The organism is Treponema medium (assembly GCF_017161265.1).
Classification (GTDB): domain Bacteria; phylum Spirochaetota; class Spirochaetia; order Treponematales; family Treponemataceae; genus Treponema; species Treponema medium.
In genome coordinates, this window is sequence record NZ_CP031393.1 from 1,768,035 (window position 1) to 1,790,652 (window position 22,618).

At 46.5% G+C, this 22,618-nt stretch carries 22 protein-coding genes and 2 pseudogenes; 17 read left to right on the top strand and 7 right to left on the bottom strand.

Annotated features, from left to right (window positions below; genetic code table 11):
* Window positions 1-181: 181 nt before the first annotated feature.
* The 4 genes and pseudogenes from gyrA to DWB79_RS07795 all read right to left on the bottom strand — a co-directional run bounded on the left by gyrA (window position 182) and on the right by DWB79_RS07795 (window position 7,649).
* On the bottom strand, window positions 182-2,698 hold the full coding sequence (gene gyrA, locus DWB79_RS07780; protein WP_016523488.1) for a DNA topoisomerase (ATP-hydrolyzing) subunit A: 2,517 nt from the start codon (window positions 2,696-2,698) through the stop codon (window positions 182-184).
* 13 nt (window positions 2,699-2,711) lie between these two features.
* Window positions 2,712-4,628 (bottom strand): DNA topoisomerase (ATP-hydrolyzing) subunit B, encoded by a 1,917-nt coding sequence (gene gyrB / locus DWB79_RS07785; RefSeq protein ID WP_016523489.1) that lies wholly within the window; start codon window positions 4,626-4,628, stop codon window positions 2,712-2,714.
* 337 nt (window positions 4,629-4,965) lie between these two features.
* Window positions 4,966-5,499 (bottom strand): annotated as a pseudogene (locus DWB79_RS07790) (protein-ADP-ribose hydrolase); the annotation flags it as partial.
* Between the two features lie 536 nt (window positions 5,500-6,035).
* Window positions 6,036-7,649 (bottom strand): ATP-binding protein, encoded by a 1,614-nt coding sequence (locus DWB79_RS07795; RefSeq protein WP_016523491.1) that lies wholly within the window; start codon window positions 7,647-7,649, stop codon window positions 6,036-6,038.
* A 237-nt stretch (window positions 7,650-7,886) separates the two neighbouring features.
* On the opposite strand from DWB79_RS07795, the pseudogene DWB79_RS07800 reads away from it, so the two are divergent.
* From DWB79_RS07800 to DWB79_RS07815, 4 genes and pseudogenes are all read left to right on the top strand, one after another.
* Window positions 7,887-8,231, top strand: a pseudogene (locus DWB79_RS07800) (TIGR02328 family protein).
* A 19-nt stretch (window positions 8,232-8,250) separates the two neighbouring features.
* Complete coding sequence (locus DWB79_RS07805) at window positions 8,251-8,601, top strand: hypothetical protein (protein WP_245541310.1); 351 nt, start codon at window positions 8,251-8,253, stop codon at window positions 8,599-8,601.
* Window positions 8,602-8,756: 155 nt separating this feature from the next.
* Complete coding sequence (locus DWB79_RS07810) at window positions 8,757-8,948, top strand: hypothetical protein (RefSeq protein ID WP_016523493.1); 192 nt, start codon at window positions 8,757-8,759, stop codon at window positions 8,946-8,948.
* Window positions 8,949-8,951: 3 nt separating this feature from the next.
* Window positions 8,952-9,641 (top strand): flavodoxin family protein, encoded by a 690-nt coding sequence (locus DWB79_RS07815; protein WP_016523494.1) that lies wholly within the window; start codon window positions 8,952-8,954, stop codon window positions 9,639-9,641.
* Window positions 9,642-9,760: 119 nt separating this feature from the next.
* Here the strand turns inward: DWB79_RS07815 and DWB79_RS07820 are convergent, their stop codons facing one another.
* The 3 genes from DWB79_RS07820 to DWB79_RS07830 all read right to left on the bottom strand — a co-directional run bounded on the left by DWB79_RS07820 (window position 9,761) and on the right by DWB79_RS07830 (window position 11,589).
* Window positions 9,761-10,111, bottom strand: coding sequence for a CPBP family glutamic-type intramembrane protease (locus DWB79_RS07820; RefSeq protein WP_338065606.1), 351 nt, complete (start codon window positions 10,109-10,111; stop codon window positions 9,761-9,763).
* Between the two features lie 245 nt (window positions 10,112-10,356).
* Complete coding sequence (locus tag DWB79_RS07825; RefSeq protein ID WP_016523496.1) at window positions 10,357-11,142, bottom strand: protein-ADP-ribose hydrolase; 786 nt, start codon at window positions 11,140-11,142, stop codon at window positions 10,357-10,359.
* A 102-nt stretch (window positions 11,143-11,244) separates the two neighbouring features.
* Window positions 11,245-11,589, bottom strand: coding sequence for an ATP-binding protein (locus DWB79_RS07830; RefSeq protein ID WP_016523497.1), 345 nt, complete (start codon window positions 11,587-11,589; stop codon window positions 11,245-11,247).
* A gap of 184 nt (window positions 11,590-11,773) precedes the next feature.
* Between DWB79_RS07830 and DWB79_RS07835 the strand changes: the two genes are divergently transcribed.
* The 13 genes from DWB79_RS07835 to fliR all read left to right on the top strand — a co-directional run bounded on the left by DWB79_RS07835 (window position 11,774) and on the right by fliR (window position 22,617).
* A complete protein-coding gene (locus DWB79_RS07835) occupies window positions 11,774-13,108 on the top strand; it encodes a flagellar hook-length control protein FliK (protein WP_016523498.1) in 1,335 nt (444 codons plus the stop codon).
* 18 nt (window positions 13,109-13,126) lie between these two features.
* Entirely contained in the window at window positions 13,127-13,606 is a 480-nt protein-coding gene (gene flgD, locus DWB79_RS07840; RefSeq protein WP_016523499.1) for a flagellar hook assembly protein FlgD, read from the top strand.
* A gap of 30 nt (window positions 13,607-13,636) precedes the next feature.
* Complete coding sequence (gene flgE, locus DWB79_RS07845) at window positions 13,637-15,028, top strand: flagellar hook protein FlgE (RefSeq protein ID WP_016523500.1); 1,392 nt, start codon at window positions 13,637-13,639, stop codon at window positions 15,026-15,028.
* A 23-nt stretch (window positions 15,029-15,051) separates the two neighbouring features.
* Entirely contained in the window at window positions 15,052-15,249 is a 198-nt protein-coding gene (locus tag DWB79_RS07850; protein ID WP_016523501.1) for a flagellar FlbD family protein, read from the top strand.
* Between the two features lie 17 nt (window positions 15,250-15,266).
* A complete protein-coding gene (locus tag DWB79_RS07855) occupies window positions 15,267-16,046 on the top strand; it encodes a motility protein A (protein ID WP_016523502.1) in 780 nt (259 codons plus the stop codon).
* A gap of 3 nt (window positions 16,047-16,049) precedes the next feature.
* A complete protein-coding gene (gene motB, locus DWB79_RS07860; RefSeq protein WP_016523503.1) occupies window positions 16,050-16,766 on the top strand; it encodes a flagellar motor protein MotB in 717 nt (238 codons plus the stop codon).
* Window positions 16,767-16,808: 42 nt separating this feature from the next.
* Window positions 16,809-17,360, top strand: coding sequence for a flagellar basal body-associated FliL family protein (locus DWB79_RS07865; protein WP_016523504.1), 552 nt, complete (start codon window positions 16,809-16,811; stop codon window positions 17,358-17,360).
* Between the two features lie 8 nt (window positions 17,361-17,368).
* Window positions 17,369-18,403 (top strand): flagellar motor switch protein FliM, encoded by a 1,035-nt coding sequence (fliM, locus tag DWB79_RS07870; RefSeq protein WP_016523505.1) that lies wholly within the window; start codon window positions 17,369-17,371, stop codon window positions 18,401-18,403.
* Window positions 18,396-19,541 carry a flagellar motor switch protein FliN gene (gene fliN / locus DWB79_RS07875; RefSeq protein WP_016523506.1) on the top strand — a complete coding sequence of 382 codons (1,146 nt, stop codon included), beginning with the start codon at window positions 18,396-18,398 and terminating at the stop codon, window positions 19,539-19,541. The genes fliM and fliN overlap by 8 nt, the downstream gene beginning before the upstream one ends.
* A gap of 228 nt (window positions 19,542-19,769) precedes the next feature.
* Window positions 19,770-20,486 (top strand): FliO/MopB family protein, encoded by a 717-nt coding sequence (locus DWB79_RS07880; RefSeq protein ID WP_252722473.1) that lies wholly within the window; start codon window positions 19,770-19,772, stop codon window positions 20,484-20,486.
* Window positions 20,483-21,292, top strand: coding sequence for a flagellar type III secretion system pore protein FliP (gene fliP, locus DWB79_RS07885; protein ID WP_016523508.1), 810 nt, complete (start codon window positions 20,483-20,485; stop codon window positions 21,290-21,292). Before DWB79_RS07880 ends, fliP begins: the two co-directional genes overlap by 4 nt.
* Window positions 21,293-21,520: 228 nt before the next feature.
* Window positions 21,521-21,793 (top strand): flagellar biosynthesis protein FliQ, encoded by a 273-nt coding sequence (gene fliQ / locus DWB79_RS07890; RefSeq protein WP_016523509.1) that lies wholly within the window; start codon window positions 21,521-21,523, stop codon window positions 21,791-21,793.
* A 23-nt stretch (window positions 21,794-21,816) separates the two neighbouring features.
* The gene (fliR, locus tag DWB79_RS07895) at window positions 21,817-22,617 is read left to right on the top strand and encodes a flagellar biosynthetic protein FliR (protein WP_016523510.1); all 801 of its coding nucleotides are present in this window, start codon (window positions 21,817-21,819) and stop codon (window positions 22,615-22,617) included.
* Window position 22,618: the final 1 nt, after the last annotated feature.

The window sequence follows — 22,618 nt, forward strand, 5'->3', positions numbered from 1 at the left end:
GCTATTATCAAGGCGCACGTAATACAAAAGCTCCTTCAAGGGGGAGCGGCGTGTCCAAACTGCAACAGGCTTGAACGTTAGTGGAAGCGTAGAACTTAAGTCTTGGCTTAAGTCCCTGTTTTTATAGACTCAGTACAAATCACCTGTTTTACGGGTGGTTTGTACTACGTCTAAGCTCTGTCTACTCCGCATCCCCGCCGTCGAGGTCAAGCTCCCCGTTGAAGGTTGTTTCCGAAGCGGGCGGCGCAATGTCTTCTTCGTCCTCGCGTGCAACCACATCCAACCCAATGAGCTGGTCGGGGCTTTCGATATCGAGGATTTTAACACCCTGCGCGGCGCGTCCCATCACATTAATAGAAGAAACCTGCACGCGGATGGTCTTTCCCTGTCCGGTGATGCAGACAATTTCGTCATCGTCAGCGACGGCAAGCAATCCGACCACCTCTCCGGTTTTTTCGGTAATGGTGTACACCTTTTGCCCGCCGGTACCGCGCCCATGCGGAGAAAACTCGGAAAAGTCCACCCGCTTGCCGTAGCCGTTCTCGCTCATCACGAGGAGCTTTCCGCCGTTAATCCGAAGCGCGCCGGTCAGCTCATCCCCGCCGGACAGCCGAATACCAATAACACCATGCGAAGCGCGTCCTTGGTCGCGTATTTCGGTTTCGGAAACGCGGAGCGCCTGTCCGTGTCGGGTTACCAGCATCAGCTCATCTTTACCGGTGGTAAGGATCGCGCTTACGAGCTTGTCCCCTTCATCCAGCTTAATGGCGATAATGCCGCGCGTTTTGGCATTCTGGAAGCTATCGGTCTGCACCTTCTTCACAATACCGCCCGCAGTCGCCATCAACAGGTACGTGTCGCTACTAAACTCTTTTAAGGATACAATCGTGGTAATTTCCTCGTCGGAAGATACGGCGAGCAGCGACTTGATATGGGAACCGCGGCTTGTACGGCTTGCTTCGGGGATTTCGTGTACCTTAACCCAGTACGCCTTCCCCTCATTGGTGATAAACATAATGTAGTCGTGTGTAGAAGCAGTGAAAATCTGGTCGATAAAGTCGTCTTCTACCAGCGCTGCCGAGTTGGAACCCTTGCCGCCGCGGTTCTGCCGCTTGTAAGCAGTTACGGGAACCCGCTTGATGTAGCCGAGGTTGGAAACCAGCACTACCATCTGCTCTTTTTTGATGAGGTCTTCGATGTTAATCTCTTCTACCTCATCGCTGACAATATCGGTACGGCGGTCGTCGCCGAATTTCTCTGCAAGCTCATCGGTTTCCTGCTTAATCAGCGCAAGTATCTTTTCAGGATGCGCCAAGAGGTCTTTCAGGTGTTCAATCAGCAGTTCAAGCTCCTGCAATTCCTTGCGGAGGTCTTCAATTTCGAGGCTGGTGAGGCGCTTGAGCTGCATATCAACGATTGCCTGCGCCTGTATGTCGTCAAACGAGAACCGCTCCATCAGCGCATTCTTGGCGCTTGCCGTATCACGGGAGCCGCGGATAATCTTAATCACCTCATCGATGTTGTCGATGGCGACGATAAGAGCGCGTAAAATATGGGCACGCTCTTCAGCTTTTTTCAGGTCGAAGCGGACGCGGCGGGTAACAACCTCCTGCCGGTGTGCAACAAAGTAGCCGACCAGCTGCTTGAGCGTCAGCGTTTGCGGACGCCCATCCACCAACGCAAGGTTGATAACGCCGAATGATGACTGCAGCGCTGTCTTGGAAAAGAGCTGGTTCAGCACCACCTTTGCGATTGCTCCCCGCTTCAACTCGATAACCAGCCGTAAGCCGGCGCGGTCTGAGGTTTCATCGTTGACTGCCGCAATCCCTTCTATCACTTTTTCACGGGCAAGTTCGCCGATCTTCGCAACGAGCGCCGTGGTGTTTACTTGATAGGGCACTTCGGTAAAGATAATTGTTTCCTTGCCTTTTTTGTCAACTTCAATATTGAACCTGCCGCGGACTAAAATCTTCCCGCGCCCGGTTTTAAACGCCTGCCGGATGCCCTTTTTACCAAAGATAATACCGCCGGTCGGAAAATCCGGCCCTTTGATGTACTTGGCAAGCTCATCAATGGTAATGTCAGGATTGTCGATATAGGCGGACACCGCTTGAGCAATTTCGCGTAGGTTGTGCGGCGGCATATTGGTTGCCATACCGACGGCGATACCGCTTGAACCATTCGCCAATAGGAACGGAAATTTGCCCGGCAGAACGGTCGGCTCCTGCGTAGAATCGTCAAAGTTCGGAATAAAATCAACGGTGTCTTTTTTGATATCCTCTACCATCGACTCCGCAAGCCGCGCCATCTTTGCTTCCGTATAACGGTAGGCTGCAGGCGGGTCGCCTCCGATGGTACCGAAGTTTCCTTGCGGATGGATTACCGGGTACCGAAGGGAAAAATCCTGCCCCAAGCGAACAAGCGCATCATAGACGGAGGCATCGCCGTGCGGATGGTAGCTTCCCAGCACATCACCGACAATCTTAGCGCATTTGCGCGTCGGCCCCGAATAGCGCAAACTCTTCTCTTCCATTGAATAGAGGATTCTGCGGTGTACCGGCTTCAAGCCATCCCGCACATCAGGCAGAGCACGGCTCACAATAACCGACATCGAATAGTCTATATATGCACGTTTTACTTCAGTTTCAATCGGAATGGGGATTAACACCCCGCCTTCCGGCGTTTTTATCTCTTCCACGTTTTATGCTCCATTACACATCGAGATTTGCGTACACCGCATTTTCTTCGATAAACTTGCGGCGCGGTTCTACTTCTTCGCCCATCAGCGTGCTGAAAATCCGATCTGCCTCTACCGCATCGGGCAAGGTTACCCGCATCATCTTACGGCGGGCGGGATCCATCGTGGTCTCCCAGAGCTGCGTGCCGTCCATTTCACCCAAACCCTTGTACCGCTGTACCGCGGGGCTGACGTTGCGTCCGATTTCATTCAAAATGCTGTCCCGTTCGCTATCATCGTATACATACCATTCTTTCTTATTGTAGGAAATTTTATAGAGCGGCGGCATTGCGAGATACACATAGCCGTGCTCAATCAGTTCCGGCATATAGCGGAAAAAGAAGGTGAGTAAGAGCGTGCGGATATGGGAACCGTCCACGTCGGCATCCGCCATAATGATAATCTTGTGGTAGCGGATTTTATCAAGGTTAAAGTCTTCACCGATGCCGGTACCGAGCGTTGCAATAATCGGCTGGAGTTTCTCATTGCTGAGTACCTTATCAAGCCGGGTCTTTTCGACGTTCAGCATCTTTCCCCACAGCGGTAAAATTGCCTGCGTTTTGCTATCGCGCCCCTTCTTTGCGGAACCGCCTGCAGAATCACCTTCTACAATGTAGACCTCGCATTTTTCAGGGTCTTTGGAAGAACAGTCTGCGAGTTTTCCCGGCAGCCCGAAGCTGTCAAGACCGCTTTTCCGGCGGGTCGCTTCTTTCGCCTTGCGCGCTGCGATACGAGCCGTTGCTTCACCGACTGCTTTTTCGAGGATTTTATCGATTACAGTCGGATTTTGTTCAAAAAAGAGGGTGAGTTTTTCGTTGATAAAGGTGTCAACGATGCTGCGTACCTCGCTGTTGCCGAGCTTAGTCTTTGTTTGTCCTTCAAACTGAGGTTCGGGAACTTTGACCGACAGTACCGCCGTTAAACCGGCGCGTACGTCTTCTCCCATCAGCTTTTCTTCTTTTTCCATCTTTTTAGAAAGCTTGGCGTTTTTTTTCAAGAATTCGTTCATCACGCGGGTAAGCGCCGTTTTAAAACCTTCGAGGTGGGTACCGCCCTCACGTGTGTTAATATCGTTGACAAAGGAAAGGATGTTTTCTTTATAGCCGTCGTTGTACTGCATTGCAAGTTCAACAATGACGTCGTTTTTTTCGCCTTCAAAATAGATCGCTTCCTTGGGCAGCACTTGTTTATTTTCGTTCAGGTAACGTACAAAGTGAGAAAGCCCGCCGTCAAAGGCAAAAGTAACTTCTTTTGGGGTGGAAAGCCGCTCGTCGCGCAGTATGATGCTAATGGTGTTGTTCAAAAAGGCGAGTTCGCGTAACCGGACTGCCAGTACGTCAAAGTTATAAGTGGTCGTTTCGGTAAAAATAGTCGGGTCGGCAGTCCAGCGGATGGTAGTGCCGCGCTTTTGCGTTTCTCCCCGTTTGGTAACCGGACCGAGCGGCTCGCCGGCGGCAAATTTCTGCACATACTCAAAGCCGTCCCTGCAAACGATTGCTTCCATACCGGTGGAAAGCGCATTGACAACAGAAACACCGACACCGTGCAAACCACCGGACACTTTATATGAACCCTTGTCGAATTTACCGCCTGCATGGAGCCGTGTCAAAACCAACTCCAGCGCACTCACGCCCTCGTCGGGGTGAATGTCTACAGGGATACCGCGTCCGTTATCTTCCACTCGAACGGTATCGTTTTTTTCCAATACGACCAAGATGGTATCGCAATAGCCTGCCATCGCTTCGTCGATACAGTTATCGACAACTTCGTATACCAAATGATGTAGCCCGTCGGGACCGGTAGAGCCGATATACATTCCGGGGCGCTTGCGGACGGCGTCCAGCCCCTTTAAAACTGTAATATTTTCTGCTGAATATGAAGGCGTTGTCATGCACTATCCTTAGAGAATAAAATGAAGGGAACCGATAAAAGGGTGATTTTTAGCGGTATCCTATGAATTAAGGGGGTATTCTATAAAACGATGATAATGATAGAAGTTCCCGTTCTTTATGAAAATCGAGCTATCATACTATAATCGACTGAAAAAGTAAAGGCTGGAACTAATCGTTATTGTACGCATTACGGACAACAGTATTCGACAAACAGTATGCGTAATACTGTTCTGATGAATAAGCAGAATTTTGCAGATAAAATTCATGTATAGCTGATGTAGCATTTTTACTGTACAATCCGAGAAATTTTCGCTACTTATAGTAGCAGGAGATGTCTCAAGACATCAATTTGTTATAAATCGCTTCATCTTTTTCGCTGAATACATTAAACACGATTTTCATTGCGCTGTTGTTTTTTGCTTTCCAGTCTTCAACCGTTGCGACGGCAAGCTCCGCTGCTTTTTGAGCAGGAAAGCGGAACACTCCGGTTGAAATACAGCAAAAGGCAATAGATTCTACGCCGTTTTCCGCTGCGAGGTTCAGGCAGGCCGTGTAGCAGTTTGCAAGCAGCGTGCAGTCGCGGTCGGTAAGTCGACCGCTGATAATCGGCCCCACGGTATGCAGCACATACTTGCACGGTAAATTGAACGCAGGCGTAATCTTTGCGGTTCCGGTCGGCTCTTCGCGTCCTTGTTTTTGCATGATTCCGGCACACACGGCGCGCAGCTGCACCCCCGCAAAGGTGTGAATACAGTTGTCGATGCATGCATGGCAGGGCTGCCAACATCCGGTCATACCGCTGTTTGCTGCGTTTACAATCGCATCGACTTTAAGCGTTGTAATATCTCCTCTCCACACATACCAAGTTCCTTGTGTGTCATTTTCCTCTCCTGATAAACGCATCAGGGAACCTCTAAAAACTTCCGTTTTTAGAGGTGAGCTTTGCTCACCGGTTTTCCCTTAGATTTATTTGCGATGTTGTGATGAAAAATGTACTTCCGTGTACATTTTTCATCGGCGAGTTTCGGCAAAGCCTAAACATCGCTACTGTATAGAACTACCGCCATCCGTGGCGGTTCAGAAAGTCATTATTATTATAAAGACTTAAATTAAAACTCGTCAGGCATCTCTATTCCGAAGGATGCGAAGCAAATCTAACCGACTTTTTAGAGATGCCCTATTCTTCTGCAACTGTCATTCAGACTTCTGTAGGAGAGCGGCGCATTGATGTAATTTATTTTTCAAGCATTTCGGTGTTCCAATCCTTAATCGTCCTTGTTTCTTCGCTAAAACCCTGTTAAAGATGTACATCCTTGTACATCTTTAACAGGGTTTTAGCTAATACTGAAACTCATTACTGCGTAGAACCCCCGCCCTCCATGGCGGATCGGTGCAGGATTTATCTATCATAGCTGTTCTACTTTCCAATCCTTAATCGTCCGCGTTGCTTCCTCAAATCCTGCACCGATGAGCACAATCTTCTTCCCATCCATCTTATATTTTGCAGCGTAGTTTTGCTTTTGTATTTGTGCAAGTGCATCTTCCGCACTGCCGTTACCGCTTAGCTTAAACTCAAATAGATATACTGTATCCGCAGTGCATACTACACAGTCACTGCGTCCTGTCGAACAATGTACTTCCGTTTGTACAAACTGCCCCATCAGTTTAAAAATAAGGTATACCGCTGTCTGGTAGTTTTGCTCCCGCAATTTCAGCTCTTTACTGCTAAAGTTGTCATACGAGATACCGGCAATAAGCGACTGCATCCGTTCCATAAAGCCGTTTACATTCCCCTTGCGGACATCTTCCACAAACTGCCATACTGATTTTCCCGTCTCACCAAACGGTACCGCAGCATAAGCTGGCAGCAGATTCTCCAAGAAACCGTACCGGACTTCATCATTGGGAAAGCCCAATCGATAGAGCCGTGCTTCTTTAATGTATTCTTTAATGGTTAAATAGCCCGACTGGAACAAAATGGGGAACGGCTCTTGTGCAATGGCTCGGTATGTTTGCAACTCCGATTCAGTGAGTACAACCTGTCCATCCAAGTCAGGGATAAAGTAGTGGGCTTCTTTGAGGTAATTGACTAAAAACGTCGGGGTTCCCGTTTCAAACCAGTAACTTCCAAATCTTTCCTTTGCAAACGCATTTAATAAGCTAAAGGGATTATACATGCCTTCCCCTGCAGGTGCAAAACAGTATCCATCATACCATTGCTGTAAGGCGGTCAATGTTTCCTGATAGGTTAAGTCTTGACTATCGGCAAGCACTTGTATTTCAGGTTGAAAATTTGTTTCCAGTTCTTTTTGAGACATTCCGCAAATGCCCGCATAGTGTTTTTCCAGTGATATATCCCGGAGATTATTCAAATCGCTGAAAATGCTGATCTTGCTGAATTTGGTAACACCGGTTAAAAAGGCAAAGCGGATATATTCATCGCAGGTTTTAATGACGGAGTAAAAAGCTTTGAGTTCGTTTCGGTATTGCTCGTTCAAGGCTTCATTTACGACCATCGTTTGCAGGAGCGGTTTATCGTATTCGTCAACAAGAATGACTACTTGCTTACCGGTCTGCTTAAAAAGAGCTGCAGTAAGCAATCTAAACCGATCTTCCGGCGCTGCGGCTGTTTTTGGTATAGAATAATGGGCTTCCCATTCGTCCAGATGGAGGTTTAAAATATCTACAAGCGCCTGCTCATCCGTATAATTTTTTGTATTAAAATCAAGATATAGTACCGGATATTCCTGCCATGCGGCTCTGTTTTCCGATACTGCTTGTTCTTCTTCAGCCTTTTCAAGATAGAGACCTTTGAACAGCTCTTTTTGTCCGAGGAAGTACGCCGCCAAAGTCGAAAGAAACAAACTCTTGCCAAACCGCCGTGGACGGCTGAGGAAATAGACCTTACTGCTATTTACTAGGCGAAAAAGGTATTCTGTTTTATCCACATAGAGAAAACCTTTTTCCCGTAAATCTTTAAAACTCTGTACGCCGATCGGCAATTTTCTTGGAAAGCTCATGGGGTAAGTATAGCAGGATTTTTCCTCTCTGGCAATTTAGCGACTTTTGAAAATATACGGCGTATACACTGCGCAGCATCATTACAAGTGTACGTTATTATCTAACGATTGACAGTTTGCTGCACGTTATGAGAGAATCCAATCGATTACAAGAGTATCAAAAACTTTGGGCAGCACATAAACGCCTTGCTCTAAGTTATATATTGAGAGAGTTATATGAGACTGTGGCATCAAGATATGATTAGCAAACTTCCGCGTCAACAGCTGTTGGGACAACATAGAAAGTGTTGTGCCTTGAGCTGAAACGGCTGGGGCAGGCAGCATGCAACTGTCAATTATGTTTTTCGTTATTCACCCTATCTCCTTTATTGTTATCACCAACTCATTATGGCAGAGAGGAATCGGCGTGGCTACAGGGTTAGTCCTGAGTGGTTGGACAAAGTCTATCGCGGCAGGAGATGTCCGGCATATAACAATTTAGCGGTCATTGAAGTACACAAACCTATATATACTGAACATGATGACTGCTATTATCGTGAGTGTCTCAAGAATTTAGAAACCAAGGGAATTCATTTGGATTAAGTAGGGTAACATCAAACGTATGGAACTTTGTATGGATAAAAGCGAAAAGCTCATTAAATATACACTGTGGGGCTCCATAGCCTTAGACATCATTCTTTGTGCGTGCTTTGTTATCGGTTTTTCACTGGGACTTGGAAGTGTGGAGATCGGCTTTTTTATGGTAGGTCTTGTTTTCCGGTACGGGCTAGCCATAGCAATCATCAGCATTTTATTGAAGTTTGCTGTTATTGCTTTGAGTTTTCAAAGAGATACAAATATAAAAAGAAAGTCATTGTCCATCGCTTTTCTGTCTCTGGTAAGGCTGTTGATTATAGGCGGAGTAATCTGGGGAATTTACTTTATCGGTAAAGTAATGACTGCCGTAGGATAACCCATCGCTAACCCTTTTAATATCTTTTTTTGCTCATCTCTTACAGCAACAAAGCTCTTCAAACAAGGATCTACCGAATCAATCTTTTAAACATAGATAGTGCTCAATACTTGTGGTATAATAGGGCAGCTGAAAATCGCCGGGGAGTTGTGATTATGGTAAGAGAAGCGGTTAAAGAAGATTTATATGAATTATTGAATCTATCTCTGTTTTTGCACGAAAAAAATATTCCGGAAAATTCAAGCCGCATGGAAAATACATGGAACACAATTATTGAAGATGAGAATCATCATATCATCGTCAATGAAATAAACGGCAAAATCGAAATCCGAGGAGATGATTTTTAGACGATGGAAACAGTGATTATACACGGACAAAATCATAAGGGATCAACATATCATATTGCGAGCAATCTGGCATTGAAAGTCGGGGGAAACATAAAAGAGTTTTTTTTGCCGAAAGATTTCGGTGAGTTTTGTACCGGTTGTACAAAGTGTTTTTTAGAATCGGAAAAACAATGTCCGCATTTCGACAGACTTAACCCTATTACCGAGACGATAGACAAAGCCGATTTGATTATTCTTGCAAGTCCCGTATATGTAATGCACCCAACGGGTTCTATGAAAGCATTTTTAGATCATTACGGATATCGTTGGATGGTACACCGGCCGGAGGAAACAATGTTTTCGAAGCAGGGTGTGTGTATTTCCACTGCCGCGGGTGGGGGTATGAAATCTGCAAATAAAGATATGGCAGACAGTTTGTTTTTTTGGGGAGTTGCTGAAATTTACACATACGGCAAAGCTGTTCAGGCTGTAAAATGGCAAGATGTAAGTGAAAAAAATAAAAAATCCATAGATAAAGCATTAAGCTCTCTTGCAAAAAAAATTACCGATAAGTATGGTAAAGCGAAGCCCGGAATAAAAACAAAACTGATGTTCAATATCATACGCCTCTTACAAAATAAAATCCGGAATCGGGCAGATACGGATTATTGGCAGGAAAAGGGATGGCGGGATAAAAACCGTCCGTGGAAATAATGATAAACTTTGGAAATATTCTATAGGGAACCTTTGAAAACCAACCGGGTTTTTAGAGATGCCGCATATTAACTTGAAAGTTTAGTTGAGAAATTCAACGATCCACCCTTTTCCTGAACTCAGCTTTCCAATATTCTGCCTATGTGGCGTTTTTCAAAGAAGAGATCTTTGTTTGTAAAAACGATAATCGCGGCGGCAATGGTAACGCAGATTGTTTCGACGCATTTTGTCGTTTGGGGCATCGCAATCTTTTCCTGCATGAAGTTTACAAAAAGGTGAAAAATAATACTTGCAAGCATGCTTCGGTTATTTTTCACGTAAACCCATGTTGTTATAAAACCGAACGGAATAACGGAAATAAAAAAGTTGAATATATACAAAACATTCATTTCGCGTATTCCGTAATGGTAAGTGCCCGGAATAAAAAACAGCGGGAAGTGCCATAAAGCCCATACAAAGCCGAATATAATAGATTCTGTGAACCAACTGCAATATTAAGCGATTGAGTCTTCACCGTAACCGCGCCAGCCGACTTCTTCCAAAACCGAAACAAGCAGTTTCTGATTTTTCCGAAAAGTTCATAATTCATCTCCTTCACGGATGTTCTTCGGCATCCGTAATGTTAGACGGATAATAACCTTGCAGCTGCGATTATGAAAGAAATGATGCATTACAATCCGAGAAATTTTCGCTATTTATAGTAGCCGGGGATGTCTCAAGACATCAATTTGTTATAAAGAGCTTCATCCTTTTCGCTGAATACGTTAAACACGATTTTCATTGCGCTGTTGTTTTTTGCTTTCCAATCTTCAACCGTTGCTACGGCAATCTCCGCTGCTTTTTGAGCAGGGAAGCGGAACACACCGGTTGAAATACAGCAAAAGGCAATAGATTTTACGCCGTTTTCGGCTGCGAGGTTCAGGCAGGAGGTGTAGCTGTTTGCAAGCAGCGTACAGTCGCGGTCGGTAAGTTGACCGCTGATAATCGGCCCCACGGTATGCAGCACATACTTGCACGGTAAATTGAACGCAGGCGTAATCTTTGCGGTTCCGGTCGGCTCTTCATGTCCTTGTTCTTGCATGATGCCGGCACACACGGTGCGCAGCTGCACCCCCGCAAAGGTGTGAATACAGTTGTCGATGCATGCATGGCAGGGCTGCCAACATCCGGTCATACCGCTGTTTGCTGCGTTTACAATCGCATCGACTTTAAGCGTTGTAATATCTCCCCGCCACACATACCAATCTCCGTTGCCCCGTCCGGTAACCGGTTTTAAATCGGCAAGGCCGGTAATGCCGTGCTGCCTGATTGCTTCCTGTAAATAGTTGTCCTGTATGCGCAAGAATTCTTTACTTGTATGCTGCGGCGGGCGGACATTCATCAGAGAGCGAAGCAGTATCTTCTGTTCATCCTCATCATCCGGTATTTGTACACCGTGATAGTTGGGATTTTCCCTTAGAAGATATTCGATTAAAAAAATACGTCGTTCCTTTTGTGTCATCTTCTTCTCCTGATAAACGCATCAATATTTTGGAAATATACGGCTCTCATTCTACCGCTGCTTACTATCGCCCCATCCGTGCCAATGCCCGTGTAGCTCTTTTCAATATTCCAAACTTCGGTCATTCAGTAGAAAGTCATAGAGATTCATAATCAAAATGCCGGAGTCATTGTAATACGGCGCCGGTGCATCCTTTGTAATGATGATCTTTTTAAAAGAATCGCCCGTCCGTATGAGCGGACGCTGTTCTTGTTCTATTTTTGCTTGGTCGGGGAGCGCGTACGCCGACTGAATATAATACCGTTTTGAACCCTTGTTGCAGACGAAATCGATTTCAAGCTGTTTGCGCAGTCCGTTTTCTTTCTCGTTCGATTCATATTGCGTAATAACCCCGACATCAACATTGAATCCGCGGATTTTCAGCTCATTAAAAATGATATTTTCCACATCTACTGAATATTTTTGCGTAAAAGCGCAAAAAATTCCAGTAGCGGTTTTGCTTATTCTATAAAATCTTTCCCATTTTATCTCTTTTCTTTCTCAATAAGGCTGAAAAAAAAGCCGAAAATTATAAAGACGAGAGTTTATTTATAATTTATCTATACATAGAGGCAAATTGGAGGTTCAATACATGCAAGCACTTGATGTCCAAAACGATATGCAGCCGGTCAATTACACGGATGCGGTACAGTCAAGTAATCAGGATAAAAAAAATGCAAAAGAACCTGATGTGAAAGGCTCATCCTTTATCGATATAATAAAAAAGCTGATGGCAGAGGAGGCTGACGGCCGTACTGCGGGAGAAGAAAAAATATCCGGCAATGCAGCATTGGCTCAAGAAGCGTCGGAACAGACTGAGCGTAAAAAAAATGCTGCGGCGCAAACCGAATTATCCCGGCTAAAGAGCAAAGCGAGAAAGCAAAGTGATCCGCGCGCACAACACCTTGCTGAAGCAGATGCACGGGAAGGGGAAGTCGCTGAAGCGCTTTCAGACGCGGACGTTTTGCGTGCCTTTGAAGACGGGATCGATGTAAAGAATGCGCTTGGAAACGGCGCGGATAAGCAGCTTCAAACTTCGATGTTGGCTCAAGCGGAGACGGATGCCGTGCCTGAGGGAGCCGCTTTACTGTCTGCCGAAGAGGCGCACCAGTTGAAAAAACAGAAAAACGGTAAAACGGAATCCGGTTTGGCTGTAGGTATATCGGCTTCCGGCATGGAAGAACTGTCCGGAAAGCAGAAGAAAAATGCTGATGAGTTCGCCGCGGATAGTGCTCTCGAAAAAAGCACAAAAGCGCAGCAGGTAAAGCAACATAAACCGGTGTTTACTATTATAGATGAGCGCACGGTGAATGCCGCTCCGGTTACTGCGGACGGTTCCGTACACGAAGCGGGCGCCGCCGTGCGGGTTACCAATGCGCCGTCGGTTGATATGGCCGCAGACTTCCGCAGTATGACAGCAGGTTTGGGCACCGCTGCAAACGGTACACAGACAGCACAGGAGAGCGGCGCACCGAGTTTTGCCTCGTTGGTTGCGCAGCAAGTACAGGATATGGCACCCGACTTTGTGCAGGCAGGGCGGATTGTGCTGCAGGATAACAACGCAGGCGTCATCCGCTTGCAGATGCAGCCCGCGCATCTCGGCAACGTCAGGATCAATTTGGAATTGGCTGGCGGTAAAAAAATCGTTGGGAAGATTATCACGGGATCAAAAGAAGCGTACGAAGCGTTTAAAGAAAGCATCGAACAGCTTGCAAAAGCCTTTGAACAGGGTGGATTCGCGAGTGCGCAATTCGATGTCAGCTGGTCGGGCGAAGGCGGCAGTCAGCAATTCGATGGCGAGAACGGTCAATTTAATGAATTATTTGCACAAAATGACCGGCTTGATGTAATGCAGGGCAATCGTTATGCCGATACTGAAACTGTCTACGCTTTCGGGCAAGATCAAGCGGTGAATGTATTTGCGTAAAATGGGGGATAAAGAGATATGAATATCAGTACAGTAGCGCAGGGAAACGGAATTCCGATGCCTTCTTTTGAAATGAGTCCGGAAGAAAAAGCTCGGCTCAACATGGAAGTTGACACAATTAATAAACAGAATTTTCCGGAAGGGCGAAAGCCGAAGCAGGAGCTGGGAAAGGACGATTTTCTGCAACTACTCGTAGCGCAGCTGACTCATCAAGATCCCACCAGCCCGCTGGAAGACACTCAGTTTGTCGCTCAGATGGCGCAGTTCACGTCGCTTGAGCAGTTGACGAACATGAACCAGAATTTCGGAATGCTGAATAGACTGATCGGAGATTCTTCGGCGGTCAATGTGGTCGGTAAGCAGGTAGATATCGAGCAAAGCAGCGGTACCGTTTCGGGAACCATTACGGCTGCAACCCGCGGAGAAAACCCGCAGGTACAGGTTAACGGCAAATGGTATGCATGGTCGGACGTACAAACCGTCTATGCAAATAACTAAACTATATAATAGAAGAGAGGAGATACAGATATGATGCGGTCATTATTTTCCGGCGTTTCCGGAATGCAGAATCACCAAACGAGAATGGATGTTATCGGTAACAATATTGCAAACGTAAACACGACTGGTTTTAAGCGCGGACGGGTTAATTTTCAGGATTTGATTTCTCAGCAGTTGAGCGGCGCTTCCCGTCCGAACGAAGAAGTCGGCGGCGTGAACCCGAAAGAAGTCGGGCTTGGCGTTATGGTTGCCAGCATCGACACCGTTCATACGCAGGGTGCCTTGCAGTCAACCGGTATCAATACTGACATTGCGGTACAGGGAAACGGTTTCTTCGTACTCAAGTCGGGTGAAAAGAGCTTTTATACCCGCGCCGGCGCTTTCGGTGTCGATAAAGACGGCACGATGGTGAACCCTGCAAACGGTATGCGCGTACAGGGCTGGATGGCTCAGGAAGTAGACGGCACCCGCCTTATCAACACCTCCGCACAGACGGAAGACCTCATCATTCCGATTGGACAGAAGATCGATGCCCGTGCAACTACCTCAGTAAACTATGCCTGTAACCTCGACAAGCGGCTTCCGGAATTACCCGAAAACGCGAACCGCGCACAAGTGTTGGAATCGACATGGACAACCGAGTTCAAAGTATACGACACTTTCGGCGAAACCCACGAACTGAATTTAAGTTTTTCGCGTGTCCCGGGCACTCAAAACCAGTGGCTCGCGACGGTCAATGTTGATCCTGAAAATGCGGAAGCAACGGCAACGCGCACGGGTGTCGGCACCACCGAAGGAACCGGCAACACGTTCACCGTTACCTTTGACAACTATGGACACCTTGCTTCGGTTACCGATACGGCAGGAAATGCCTCCGCTGAAGCAGGACAAGTGCTCGTGCAGGTTTCCTATAATGTTCCCGGTGCAACAGCCGGAGAAGACGGCGCTCCCGTCCGCCACACTTTTGACATTAATTTAGGCGAGATCGGCACTTCCCGCAATACGATTACACAGTTTGCGGAACGCAGCACAACTAAGGCTTATGAACAGGACGGATACGCAATGGGCTATCTTGAAAACTTCAAGATTGATCAGAGCGGTATTATCACCGGTGTGTACTCCAACGGAGTAAGCAATGAGATCGGTCAGCTTGCAATGGCGGGCTTTGCAAACCAAGGCGGTTTGGAAAAGGCCGGTGAAAATACCTATATTCAGTCGAATAACTCCGGTATTGCAAATATCACCACTTCGGGCGTTATGGGAAAGGGTAAACTGATTGCCGGTACCCTCGAAATGAGTAATGTCGATTTAACCGATCAGTTTACCGATATGATTATTACGCAGCGCGGGTTCCAAGCAGGAGCAAAAACTATCCAAACATCCGATACAATGCTTGAAACCGTATTGAATTTGAAGCGGTAATAAGGTAATATGAAGGATACATTATGGTAAAGGTTACGCGGCTTAACGGTACACAGTATTGGATAAATCCTCATCAGATTGAAACGATAGACTGTAATCCCGATGTAACGTTGCACATGCTGTCAGGCAAAAGTTTTGTGATAAAAGAAACGCCCGACGCGCTGATCGACGCTATTGTCGCGTACCGCAGATGTATCGGTATCTTTAAAAACGAAATGTAAGGGAGCTGTCTTAAGTTATGGATATAGCATCATTTATAGGTATATTCGGCGGTATCGCTGTCGTTATGTTCGGCGCTTTTATGGGAAGCTCGCTCGGCGGACTTATCGACGTTCCTTCGATGTTCATCACGATCGGCGGTTCGTATATGTGTTTGTTCTTAACCTATCCGCTTTCTTACGTTATCGGTATTTTCAAGGTTATGGGCAGGGTGTTCAAAGTTGCCGACTATAAAGAGAAAGAAATGGTACAAAAACTCGTCGCCTTGTCCGAAAAAAGCCGCCGTACCGGTCTTTTGGCTCTGGAAGAAGAAATTCAGGATTTTGAAGATGATTTTCTTCGCACCGGACTGCGCAATGTTATCGACGGTATCGACGGAGCCGCTATTCGTGTGTCGATGGAAAATGAATTGACACAGATGGAAGAGCGGCACAATAAATGGATTTCATTAGTAAACGCATGGGCAACACTGGCGCCCGGCTTCGGAATGTTGGGAACGGTTATCGGTCTTATCGGTATGTTGTTGAACATCGAAGATAAGAGTTCGTTAGGGCCGAACATGGCAGTTGCGCTGGTTACGACATTTTACGGTTCTATGATGGCAAACTGGCTGCTTATTCCTATCGCTTCCAAACTTGCGTATCAGAATAATCTGGAAGTGCGGTCAAAGGAAATGATTATTGAGGGGATACTCGGTATTCAATCGGGCGATCACCCGCGTATCCTTGCACAGCGGTTGCTGACGTATCTTGATCCTAAAGACCGAAAAGTTTTGGAAGCTGAGCTGGTAAGGGATTAGTTCATGGCACGGAAAAAGAAAAGAGCGAACGCTCCCGGTAGCGGGTGGCTTACAACGTACGGCGATATGGTTACGCTGATGCTTTGCTTCTTCGTCATGTTGTATGAGCCGAGCGAAGTAGATATAACCCGCTTGCAAGCGTTGTCTGCCTCGATCAGCGGCGATCCTACCGGCGGTTCCATCTCTTTGTCGGCTGGTAAACTTGCCGACCTCGGCAATACCATTAGTTCAATGCCGTCGATGGAGAAGGGGAAGCTGCTCGGAACCGCCTTAAAAAAGGCTGTCTCGATTTTTACGCCTGAGATAAAGACTACTAAGATCGCCGTTACCAGCGATGAACGCGGCATTGTTATTTCGCTCGCAGCTGATGCCTTTTTTGCACGAAACAGTGCGGAGCTGAATATCGAAGAAAGTCGCGAAACATTATTGAAAATTGCGCAGTTTTTATCCGATAAAGAATTAGCGGCTCGCCGTTTCCGTATTGAAGGGCATACCGATTCAAGCGATGCGCTTGCGGGAAAGTGGACAAGCAACTGGGAGCTGTCGGCTGCGCGCGCAATCAACGTATTGCATAATTTGACTGACTTCGGTGTACAGGAAGATAAGTTTTCCATTGCCGGCTATGCAGATACTCGTCCTGTCTATTCCAACGAGACTGCAGAAGGACGCGCATATAATAGACGGGTTGATATTATCATTTTGGATGATGCACATTTTTAGTGCTTCCCTAAAGATTTACTTGAAGAGAGAGGAGTAACCACAATGGCTGACGAGCATACAAATTTGACTGATGAACACGGAATGGATGAAAACATCGGTGTCGATAATCCGGTAAAAGCTAAAAAAGCGGGGCTTATTCCGACGCTTCTGAAATACATTGCCATCGCGCTCGCTGCTTTGATTTTTATCGTGACGGTTGTCGTTATTACGGTTAATCTGATGTCAAAGCGGGGACAATCTCAGTCCGAATACCCCATTGCGGAAGAATACCGCGACTCGCGTGAAATGCTGCAGTATTATTCTGCAATCGGTGCTGTCAAGACATTTACCAAAGATGTCGTGCCGGGTACCGTTGTCGTTAACGTTGAGCTTGGATATCCGCAAAACGATAAGACAACTTCGCAGGAACTGACGGCGCGATTGGTTGAGCTGAAGGATTTTCTCCGTGGTTATTTCCAAAGTAAGACGATTGCGGAACTGAAACAGGAAGAGAAGATTAAAATCGAAATCCGTAATCAAATCAATGACAATATACTATCAAAATCGAAGATAAAAGCGGTTGCTTTTACTCAGTATGATATTATAGAACAATAGGGATTGGTATGACTGAAGTATTATCGCAGGACGAAATAGACCAGCTTCTCACTGCAATCAGCTCAGGGGATACCGAAGCGGAAGAGTTTAGACCGGTTAACGATACGCGCAAAATCAAGATTTATGATTTTAAGCGTCCGGATAAATTCTCTAAGGAGCAGATGCGTACCGTTTCCATTATGCACGAAACTTTTGCGCGTTTGACTACCACCGCTCTTTCTGCTCAGCTGCGGAGTATGGCGCACGTACACGTTGCCTCTGTCGATCAGCTGACGTATGAAGAGTTTATCCGTTCAATCCCTACGCCGACCACGCTGGCTGTAATTAACATGGATCCGCTCAAGGGTAATGCCGTTTTGGAAATAGACCCTTCCGTTACCTTCTCTATAATCGACCGTCTTTTCGGCGGTACGGGGCAAGGGACGATGGTACAGCGGGAATTAACCGACATCGAAGCTTCCGTTATGGAAGGTGTTATCGTGCGTATTTTGGCGAATATGCGCGAAGCATGGACGCAGGTTATCGACTTACGCCCCCGCTTGGGTCAGATTGAAACAAACCCGCAGTTCGCACAGATTGTACCGCCTTCCGAAATGGTCGTTTTGGTTACGCTTGAAACAAAGGTCGGTGAAGAAGAAGGCATGATGAACTTCTGTATTCCCTACATCACGATAGAACCGATTATTTCAAAACTTTCCAGCCAGTTCTGGTTCTCGTCGGTACGCAGAAGTTCGACAACTCAGTACATGGGCGTTTTGAAAGAGAAACTTTCTACGGTAGATATGGATGTTGTTGCCGAAGTCGGTTCGTTAAAGCTGCCGGTACGAGATGTGCTTAATCTTCGTGCAGGGGATGTGGTACGGCTGACTGATACGAGAGTAGGTCATCCGTTTACACTGAGCGTCGGTAGTAGAAAGAAGTTCTGGTGCCAGCCCGGCGTTGTGGGAAATAAGGTTGCCGTACAGATATTGGAAAAGATTGAGGATATCAATCAGGATGAATTTGAAGAGCTAAGTGCTGATCAGGAGGAATTATATGAGTGATGGGTCCATTTCTCAGAACGAAATAGATGCGTTGTTGTCAGGTATGGGCGGTTCTGCCGGCGTGCCTACAGACGGAGCGCTTACACCGGCACATCAAGAAGCCTTACAGAAGTTTTTTGATGGGAATGTTCCTGCACTCTCTGCAAATCTGGATTCGATGACGGGCAAAACCGTCTCCGTGTCCAATCCCGTGATCGAGCTGAGTGGTCGTGAAGCCTTTTTGCAGAAAGTGCCGGATATGGCGGTTGCCGTTACCATTGATTTTGACGGTGCGCTGACGGGCGATCACCTGTTTGTATTGGCTCCCGAATTTGCGGAAAAGCTGGTAAGTCTCGTAAATAATGAAGAAAGTGTTACGATTGATGATATGGCGCTTTCCGTTATCAGCGAAACAATTGCGCAATATGTCGGAAAAGAAATCAGCGCATTTGACGGTGAAGATATTAAAGGTGTTACCAATATGCCTGCGGAAGCGCATCATGTACCCAAGGCGATGGTACGGCTTTCGCAGGACTTTGCACTTTTGACATATTCGGTTACAATCGACGATACAGCTTTCAATTTATGGGAGATTATCGCAAAAAAGACAGCGGAACAAATCGCTGATAAATTAAATAAAACGGAGAGCGCTTCGCAGGTAGTGCCTGTGCAGCCTATTCCGGCACAGCCTGCTCCTGAGCAAGGAAGCACAATGGGGGCAATGAATATGCCGATGAACGGAATGAATGGAATGCCGCAAATGGGGCAGCAACCGATGGGTATGGGAATGCAAATGCAGGGCGGAGCGCCGGTTCAAGGCGGAATGGTGATGCCCGGTATGAATCCGAATGTGCAGTCCGTACAATTTTCTCCCCTGTTAAACGGAGTAACTGAATCGGAACAGGGAAATATCGGGTTGATTATGGACGTGTTCATGGAAATGACCGTCGAACTCGGACGTACCCGCAAGATGATTAAAGAAATTTTAAGCATGGGTGAAGGGCATATTATCGAATTGGATAAGCTTGCCGGTGAACCGGTGGATATATTAGTTAATCATAAACCGATTGCAAAAGGGGAAGTTGTTGTTATCGATGAAAATTTCGGTGTCCGTGTTACCGAAATTTTGTCACCGGCTGAACGAATTAGCGATACATAGAGGTTTCCTTAGATGTAATTTGCGATGTTTTAATTTAAGTCATTATTATATAAAGACTTAAATTAAAACTCGTCGGGCGCCTCTATTCCGAAGGATGCGAAGCAAATCTAACCGAGTTTTTAGAGGTGCCCATGATATGTGAGTACGGCTTTGCATACTGCGGCCGTAGAGCGCATGGGGTGGGAAATGTATAGGAGCTTTTATAAAAGTATAATATTCTCTTTTCTTTTGATATGCGGCACTCTGTGTGCGTTTGCGGATAACGGAACAGCAGCAGAAGCCGGTAATCCAGTTGCCTCTGAGGTATCACCGGCAGAAACAGGGATCATTTTACAGACGGATGAATCGGCATTGCCAGTGCAGGATGTGCCTGCGCCGCGGGCTGCCGGAAGTTCAACCTTTTCTATGTTATTGCAGCTGATTATATCGTTGGCGGCTGTGTGTGCGCTCATTTATGGGGTGCTATATTTTATCCGGCGCTCAAAGCAATTTACCGCCGGGGACGATCCTTTCTTAAAGAATGTTGCCAATTTACCGCTTGCGCCTAATAAAACCCTCTATATTGTAACTCTTATCGATAAAGCATACTTAATCGGCGCATCGGATGCTTCTTTGTCGCTGATTGCGGAAATCACCGATAAAGAACTCATCGATGCAATGAACCTCAATGCGGCGCAAGCGCCCGGTCCGAAGCAGAACTTCAGCTCATTGCTGCACACCTTTTTCCCTGCGGCAAAACCCAAAGAAGCCGATGCAAATCCCTTCGACTCGTTTTTAGCCAAGCAGCGGGGACGTCTGCAAAACTCAGGCACGGCGCAAGAAAACGGAACTTCGCAAGAGACAGAAACCGGCGGCGCAGAACAGCGTTGGCAGGAAACGAATAGCGGTAATGCAGAGTATATCCGTGAAAGGCCTGATAATGGCGCGGGGAGGGGAGGCCGATGAAAAAGCTTGCACTGTGTATTGTGTGCCTTTGCCTGTTTTGTATCCCTGCAGTGCTGTCCGCACAGAGCAATACCGCGACATCGCAAACCGGACGTACCGAAATAGATGCAACGCGTGAGACGACCCGCGTGCCTTTTGTTAATCTAAATATCCGCGAACCTCAAAATAATCGGGAAGTGGCGTTTTCCATTCAGCTGCTTCTGCTAATAACGCTGATTACCCTTGCACCGAGTATTCTCCTTTTGATGACCTCGTTCTTGCGGCTCAGTATTGCACTCGATTTTATTAAGCGCGCGCTTTCGTTGCAGCAGGTGCCGCCGACGCAGGTGCTCAACGGTATTGCGCTTTTTTTGACGATTTTTATCATGTGGCCGACGTTTACGGAAATATACAATAAATCGTTTAAACCGATGGCGGACGGACAAATCAATATCGAAACCGCCTATACCGAGGCGGAAAAACCGTTGCGCCTTTTTATGTATAAGCAGATGGCGCATGATCCCTCTCATATCAGGCTCTGTATGTCGCTTGCCCGTATGGATAAGCCCAATACGCTCGCCGACGTTCCCACGCATGTGTTAATCCCTGCATTTATCCTGCACGAGCTGACTGTTGCTTTCCAGATAGGTATATTCCTCTATCTGCCGTTTATCATTATCGACATGGTTGTCGCGAGTATCCTGATGTCGATGGGTATGATTATGTTGCCGCCGGTACAGATTTCGATGCCGTTTAAGCTGATCTTATTCGTACTGGTTGATGGCTGGAATTTATTGGTCGGACAGCTCTTTCAGTCGTTCTTGTAGAAGAGCCGGCACCTCTAAAAATATGATCCATGTTTTTAGAGGCGTCCATTTATAAAACAAAGGAGGAGTGTAAATAAAAGCCGTACAAATAGCACGGCTTTTATTTACCCAAGTTTGTTCAAGTGCAAACTTGTATATCATAAGCACGTTCTCACTTCCTTGCGAACGTGCGTAAAAAGTCAATCGAAAGTTGATACTTTCTTCTTGACTTTTTATGGGAGGAAAACGATGAGTATCGGGATGATTGTCAATCTCTTGCGTGAGGGCATTTTTCAGGTATTTATATTAGCCGCCCCCATTCTGCTGGCTGCATTAGTTGTCGGTTTAATCGTAGCGATTTTTCAGGCGACAACCTCCATTCAGGAACAGACGCTCACCTTTGTACCGAAAATTTTGACGATCTTGGGTATGCTTGCGCTTTTGGGTGGCTGGATGTTCAGTATATTGCGGGACTATACTGTTCGCCTTTTTGACATTATTCCTCAGCTGGTGCAAGGTTAACTAACCTGTAGGCGGCATACATAATGGATCCTAATCCTTTCTCCTTTTTACTTGTAAAAGCTCCTCTCTTTTTTTTGGTTTGTGTGCGGATATTTGCGATGATTTCTACGACGCCGCTTCTTTCGACAAAGGCGGTGTCGCGTATTGTAAAGATTTCACTGGCAGGGTTAATCGGTTTTTTGGTGATGCCTGCCGCCTACGGTTCCCCATTGGATGTGCAGGGATTTAATCTTGACTATGCGTTGCTGGTTATCGGCGAAGCACTGCTCGGTGTGCTGACCGGCTTTTTTATCAGCATCATCTTTGCGTCGTTCAGTACAGCCGGTCAATTTTTTTCGTATCAGATGGGGTTCGGTGCATCGGAAGTGTATGATGCGCTTGCTCAAATTGAGAACCCGCTGATGGGACAATTCTTAAATTTTATTGCAGTGTTGATCTTTTTGCAGATTAAGGGGTTCCAAACGCTGTTTTTAGGCGGCGTACTTCGCAGCTTTCAGTCGATTAACTGTTTTATGTTTTTAGAGAAACGGGAACTGTTAGTCTCATTCCTTATAACAAACCTCAGCAGCCTTTTCTTAAACGCAATGATGATTGCGATGCCGGTTATGGGTACACTCTTTTTAGTGCATATTTCGATGGGGCTGCTGTCAAAAGCGGCGCCTCAGATGAACCTTTTATCGGAAGGCTTCCCGATAACTATTTTGCTCACCTTCTTCCTTTTGACCGTTTCGCTGCCGTTTATGGCAAATTTATTTGTGCGGATTCTGGAAAATGGATTTGCGGCATTTGAGTCGCTTCTGATTCGCGCCGGCGGAGGTATCTAGG

Excerpts from the sequence above, each read along its gene's own strand:
- DWB79_RS07825 (WP_016523496.1), bottom strand. The coding sequence starts at position 11,142 with ATGACACAAAAGGAACGACGTATTTTTTTAATCGAATATCTTCTAAGG.
- DWB79_RS07850 (WP_016523501.1), top strand. The coding sequence starts at position 15,052 with ATGGTAAAGGTTACGCGGCTTAACGGTACACAGTATTGGATAAATCCT.
- DWB79_RS07815 (WP_016523494.1), top strand. The coding sequence starts at position 8,952 with ATGGAAACAGTGATTATACACGGACAAAATCATAAGGGATCAACATAT.
- DWB79_RS07835 (WP_016523498.1), top strand. The coding sequence starts at position 11,774 with ATGCAAGCACTTGATGTCCAAAACGATATGCAGCCGGTCAATTACACG.
- DWB79_RS07865 (WP_016523504.1), top strand. The coding sequence starts at position 16,809 with ATGGCTGACGAGCATACAAATTTGACTGATGAACACGGAATGGATGAA.
- DWB79_RS07795 (WP_016523491.1), bottom strand. The coding sequence starts at position 7,649 with ATGAGCTTTCCAAGAAAATTGCCGATCGGCGTACAGAGTTTTAAAGAT.
- motB (WP_016523503.1), top strand. The coding sequence starts at position 16,050 with ATGGCACGGAAAAAGAAAAGAGCGAACGCTCCCGGTAGCGGGTGGCTT.
- DWB79_RS07810 (WP_016523493.1), top strand. The coding sequence starts at position 8,757 with ATGGTAAGAGAAGCGGTTAAAGAAGATTTATATGAATTATTGAATCTA.
- DWB79_RS07805 (WP_245541310.1), top strand. The coding sequence starts at position 8,251 with ATGGAACTTTGTATGGATAAAAGCGAAAAGCTCATTAAATATACACTG.
- fliM (WP_016523505.1), top strand. The coding sequence starts at position 17,369 with ATGACTGAAGTATTATCGCAGGACGAAATAGACCAGCTTCTCACTGCA.
- fliP (WP_016523508.1), top strand. The coding sequence starts at position 20,483 with ATGAAAAAGCTTGCACTGTGTATTGTGTGCCTTTGCCTGTTTTGTATC.
- gyrB (WP_016523489.1), bottom strand. The coding sequence starts at position 4,628 with ATGACAACGCCTTCATATTCAGCAGAAAATATTACAGTTTTAAAGGGG.
- fliR (WP_016523510.1), top strand. The coding sequence starts at position 21,817 with ATGGATCCTAATCCTTTCTCCTTTTTACTTGTAAAAGCTCCTCTCTTT.
- fliQ (WP_016523509.1), top strand. The coding sequence starts at position 21,521 with ATGAGTATCGGGATGATTGTCAATCTCTTGCGTGAGGGCATTTTTCAG.
- DWB79_RS07855 (WP_016523502.1), top strand. The coding sequence starts at position 15,267 with ATGGATATAGCATCATTTATAGGTATATTCGGCGGTATCGCTGTCGTT.
- flgE (WP_016523500.1), top strand. The coding sequence starts at position 13,637 with ATGATGCGGTCATTATTTTCCGGCGTTTCCGGAATGCAGAATCACCAA.
- flgD (WP_016523499.1), top strand. The coding sequence starts at position 13,127 with ATGAATATCAGTACAGTAGCGCAGGGAAACGGAATTCCGATGCCTTCT.
- fliN (WP_016523506.1), top strand. The coding sequence starts at position 18,396 with ATGAGTGATGGGTCCATTTCTCAGAACGAAATAGATGCGTTGTTGTCA.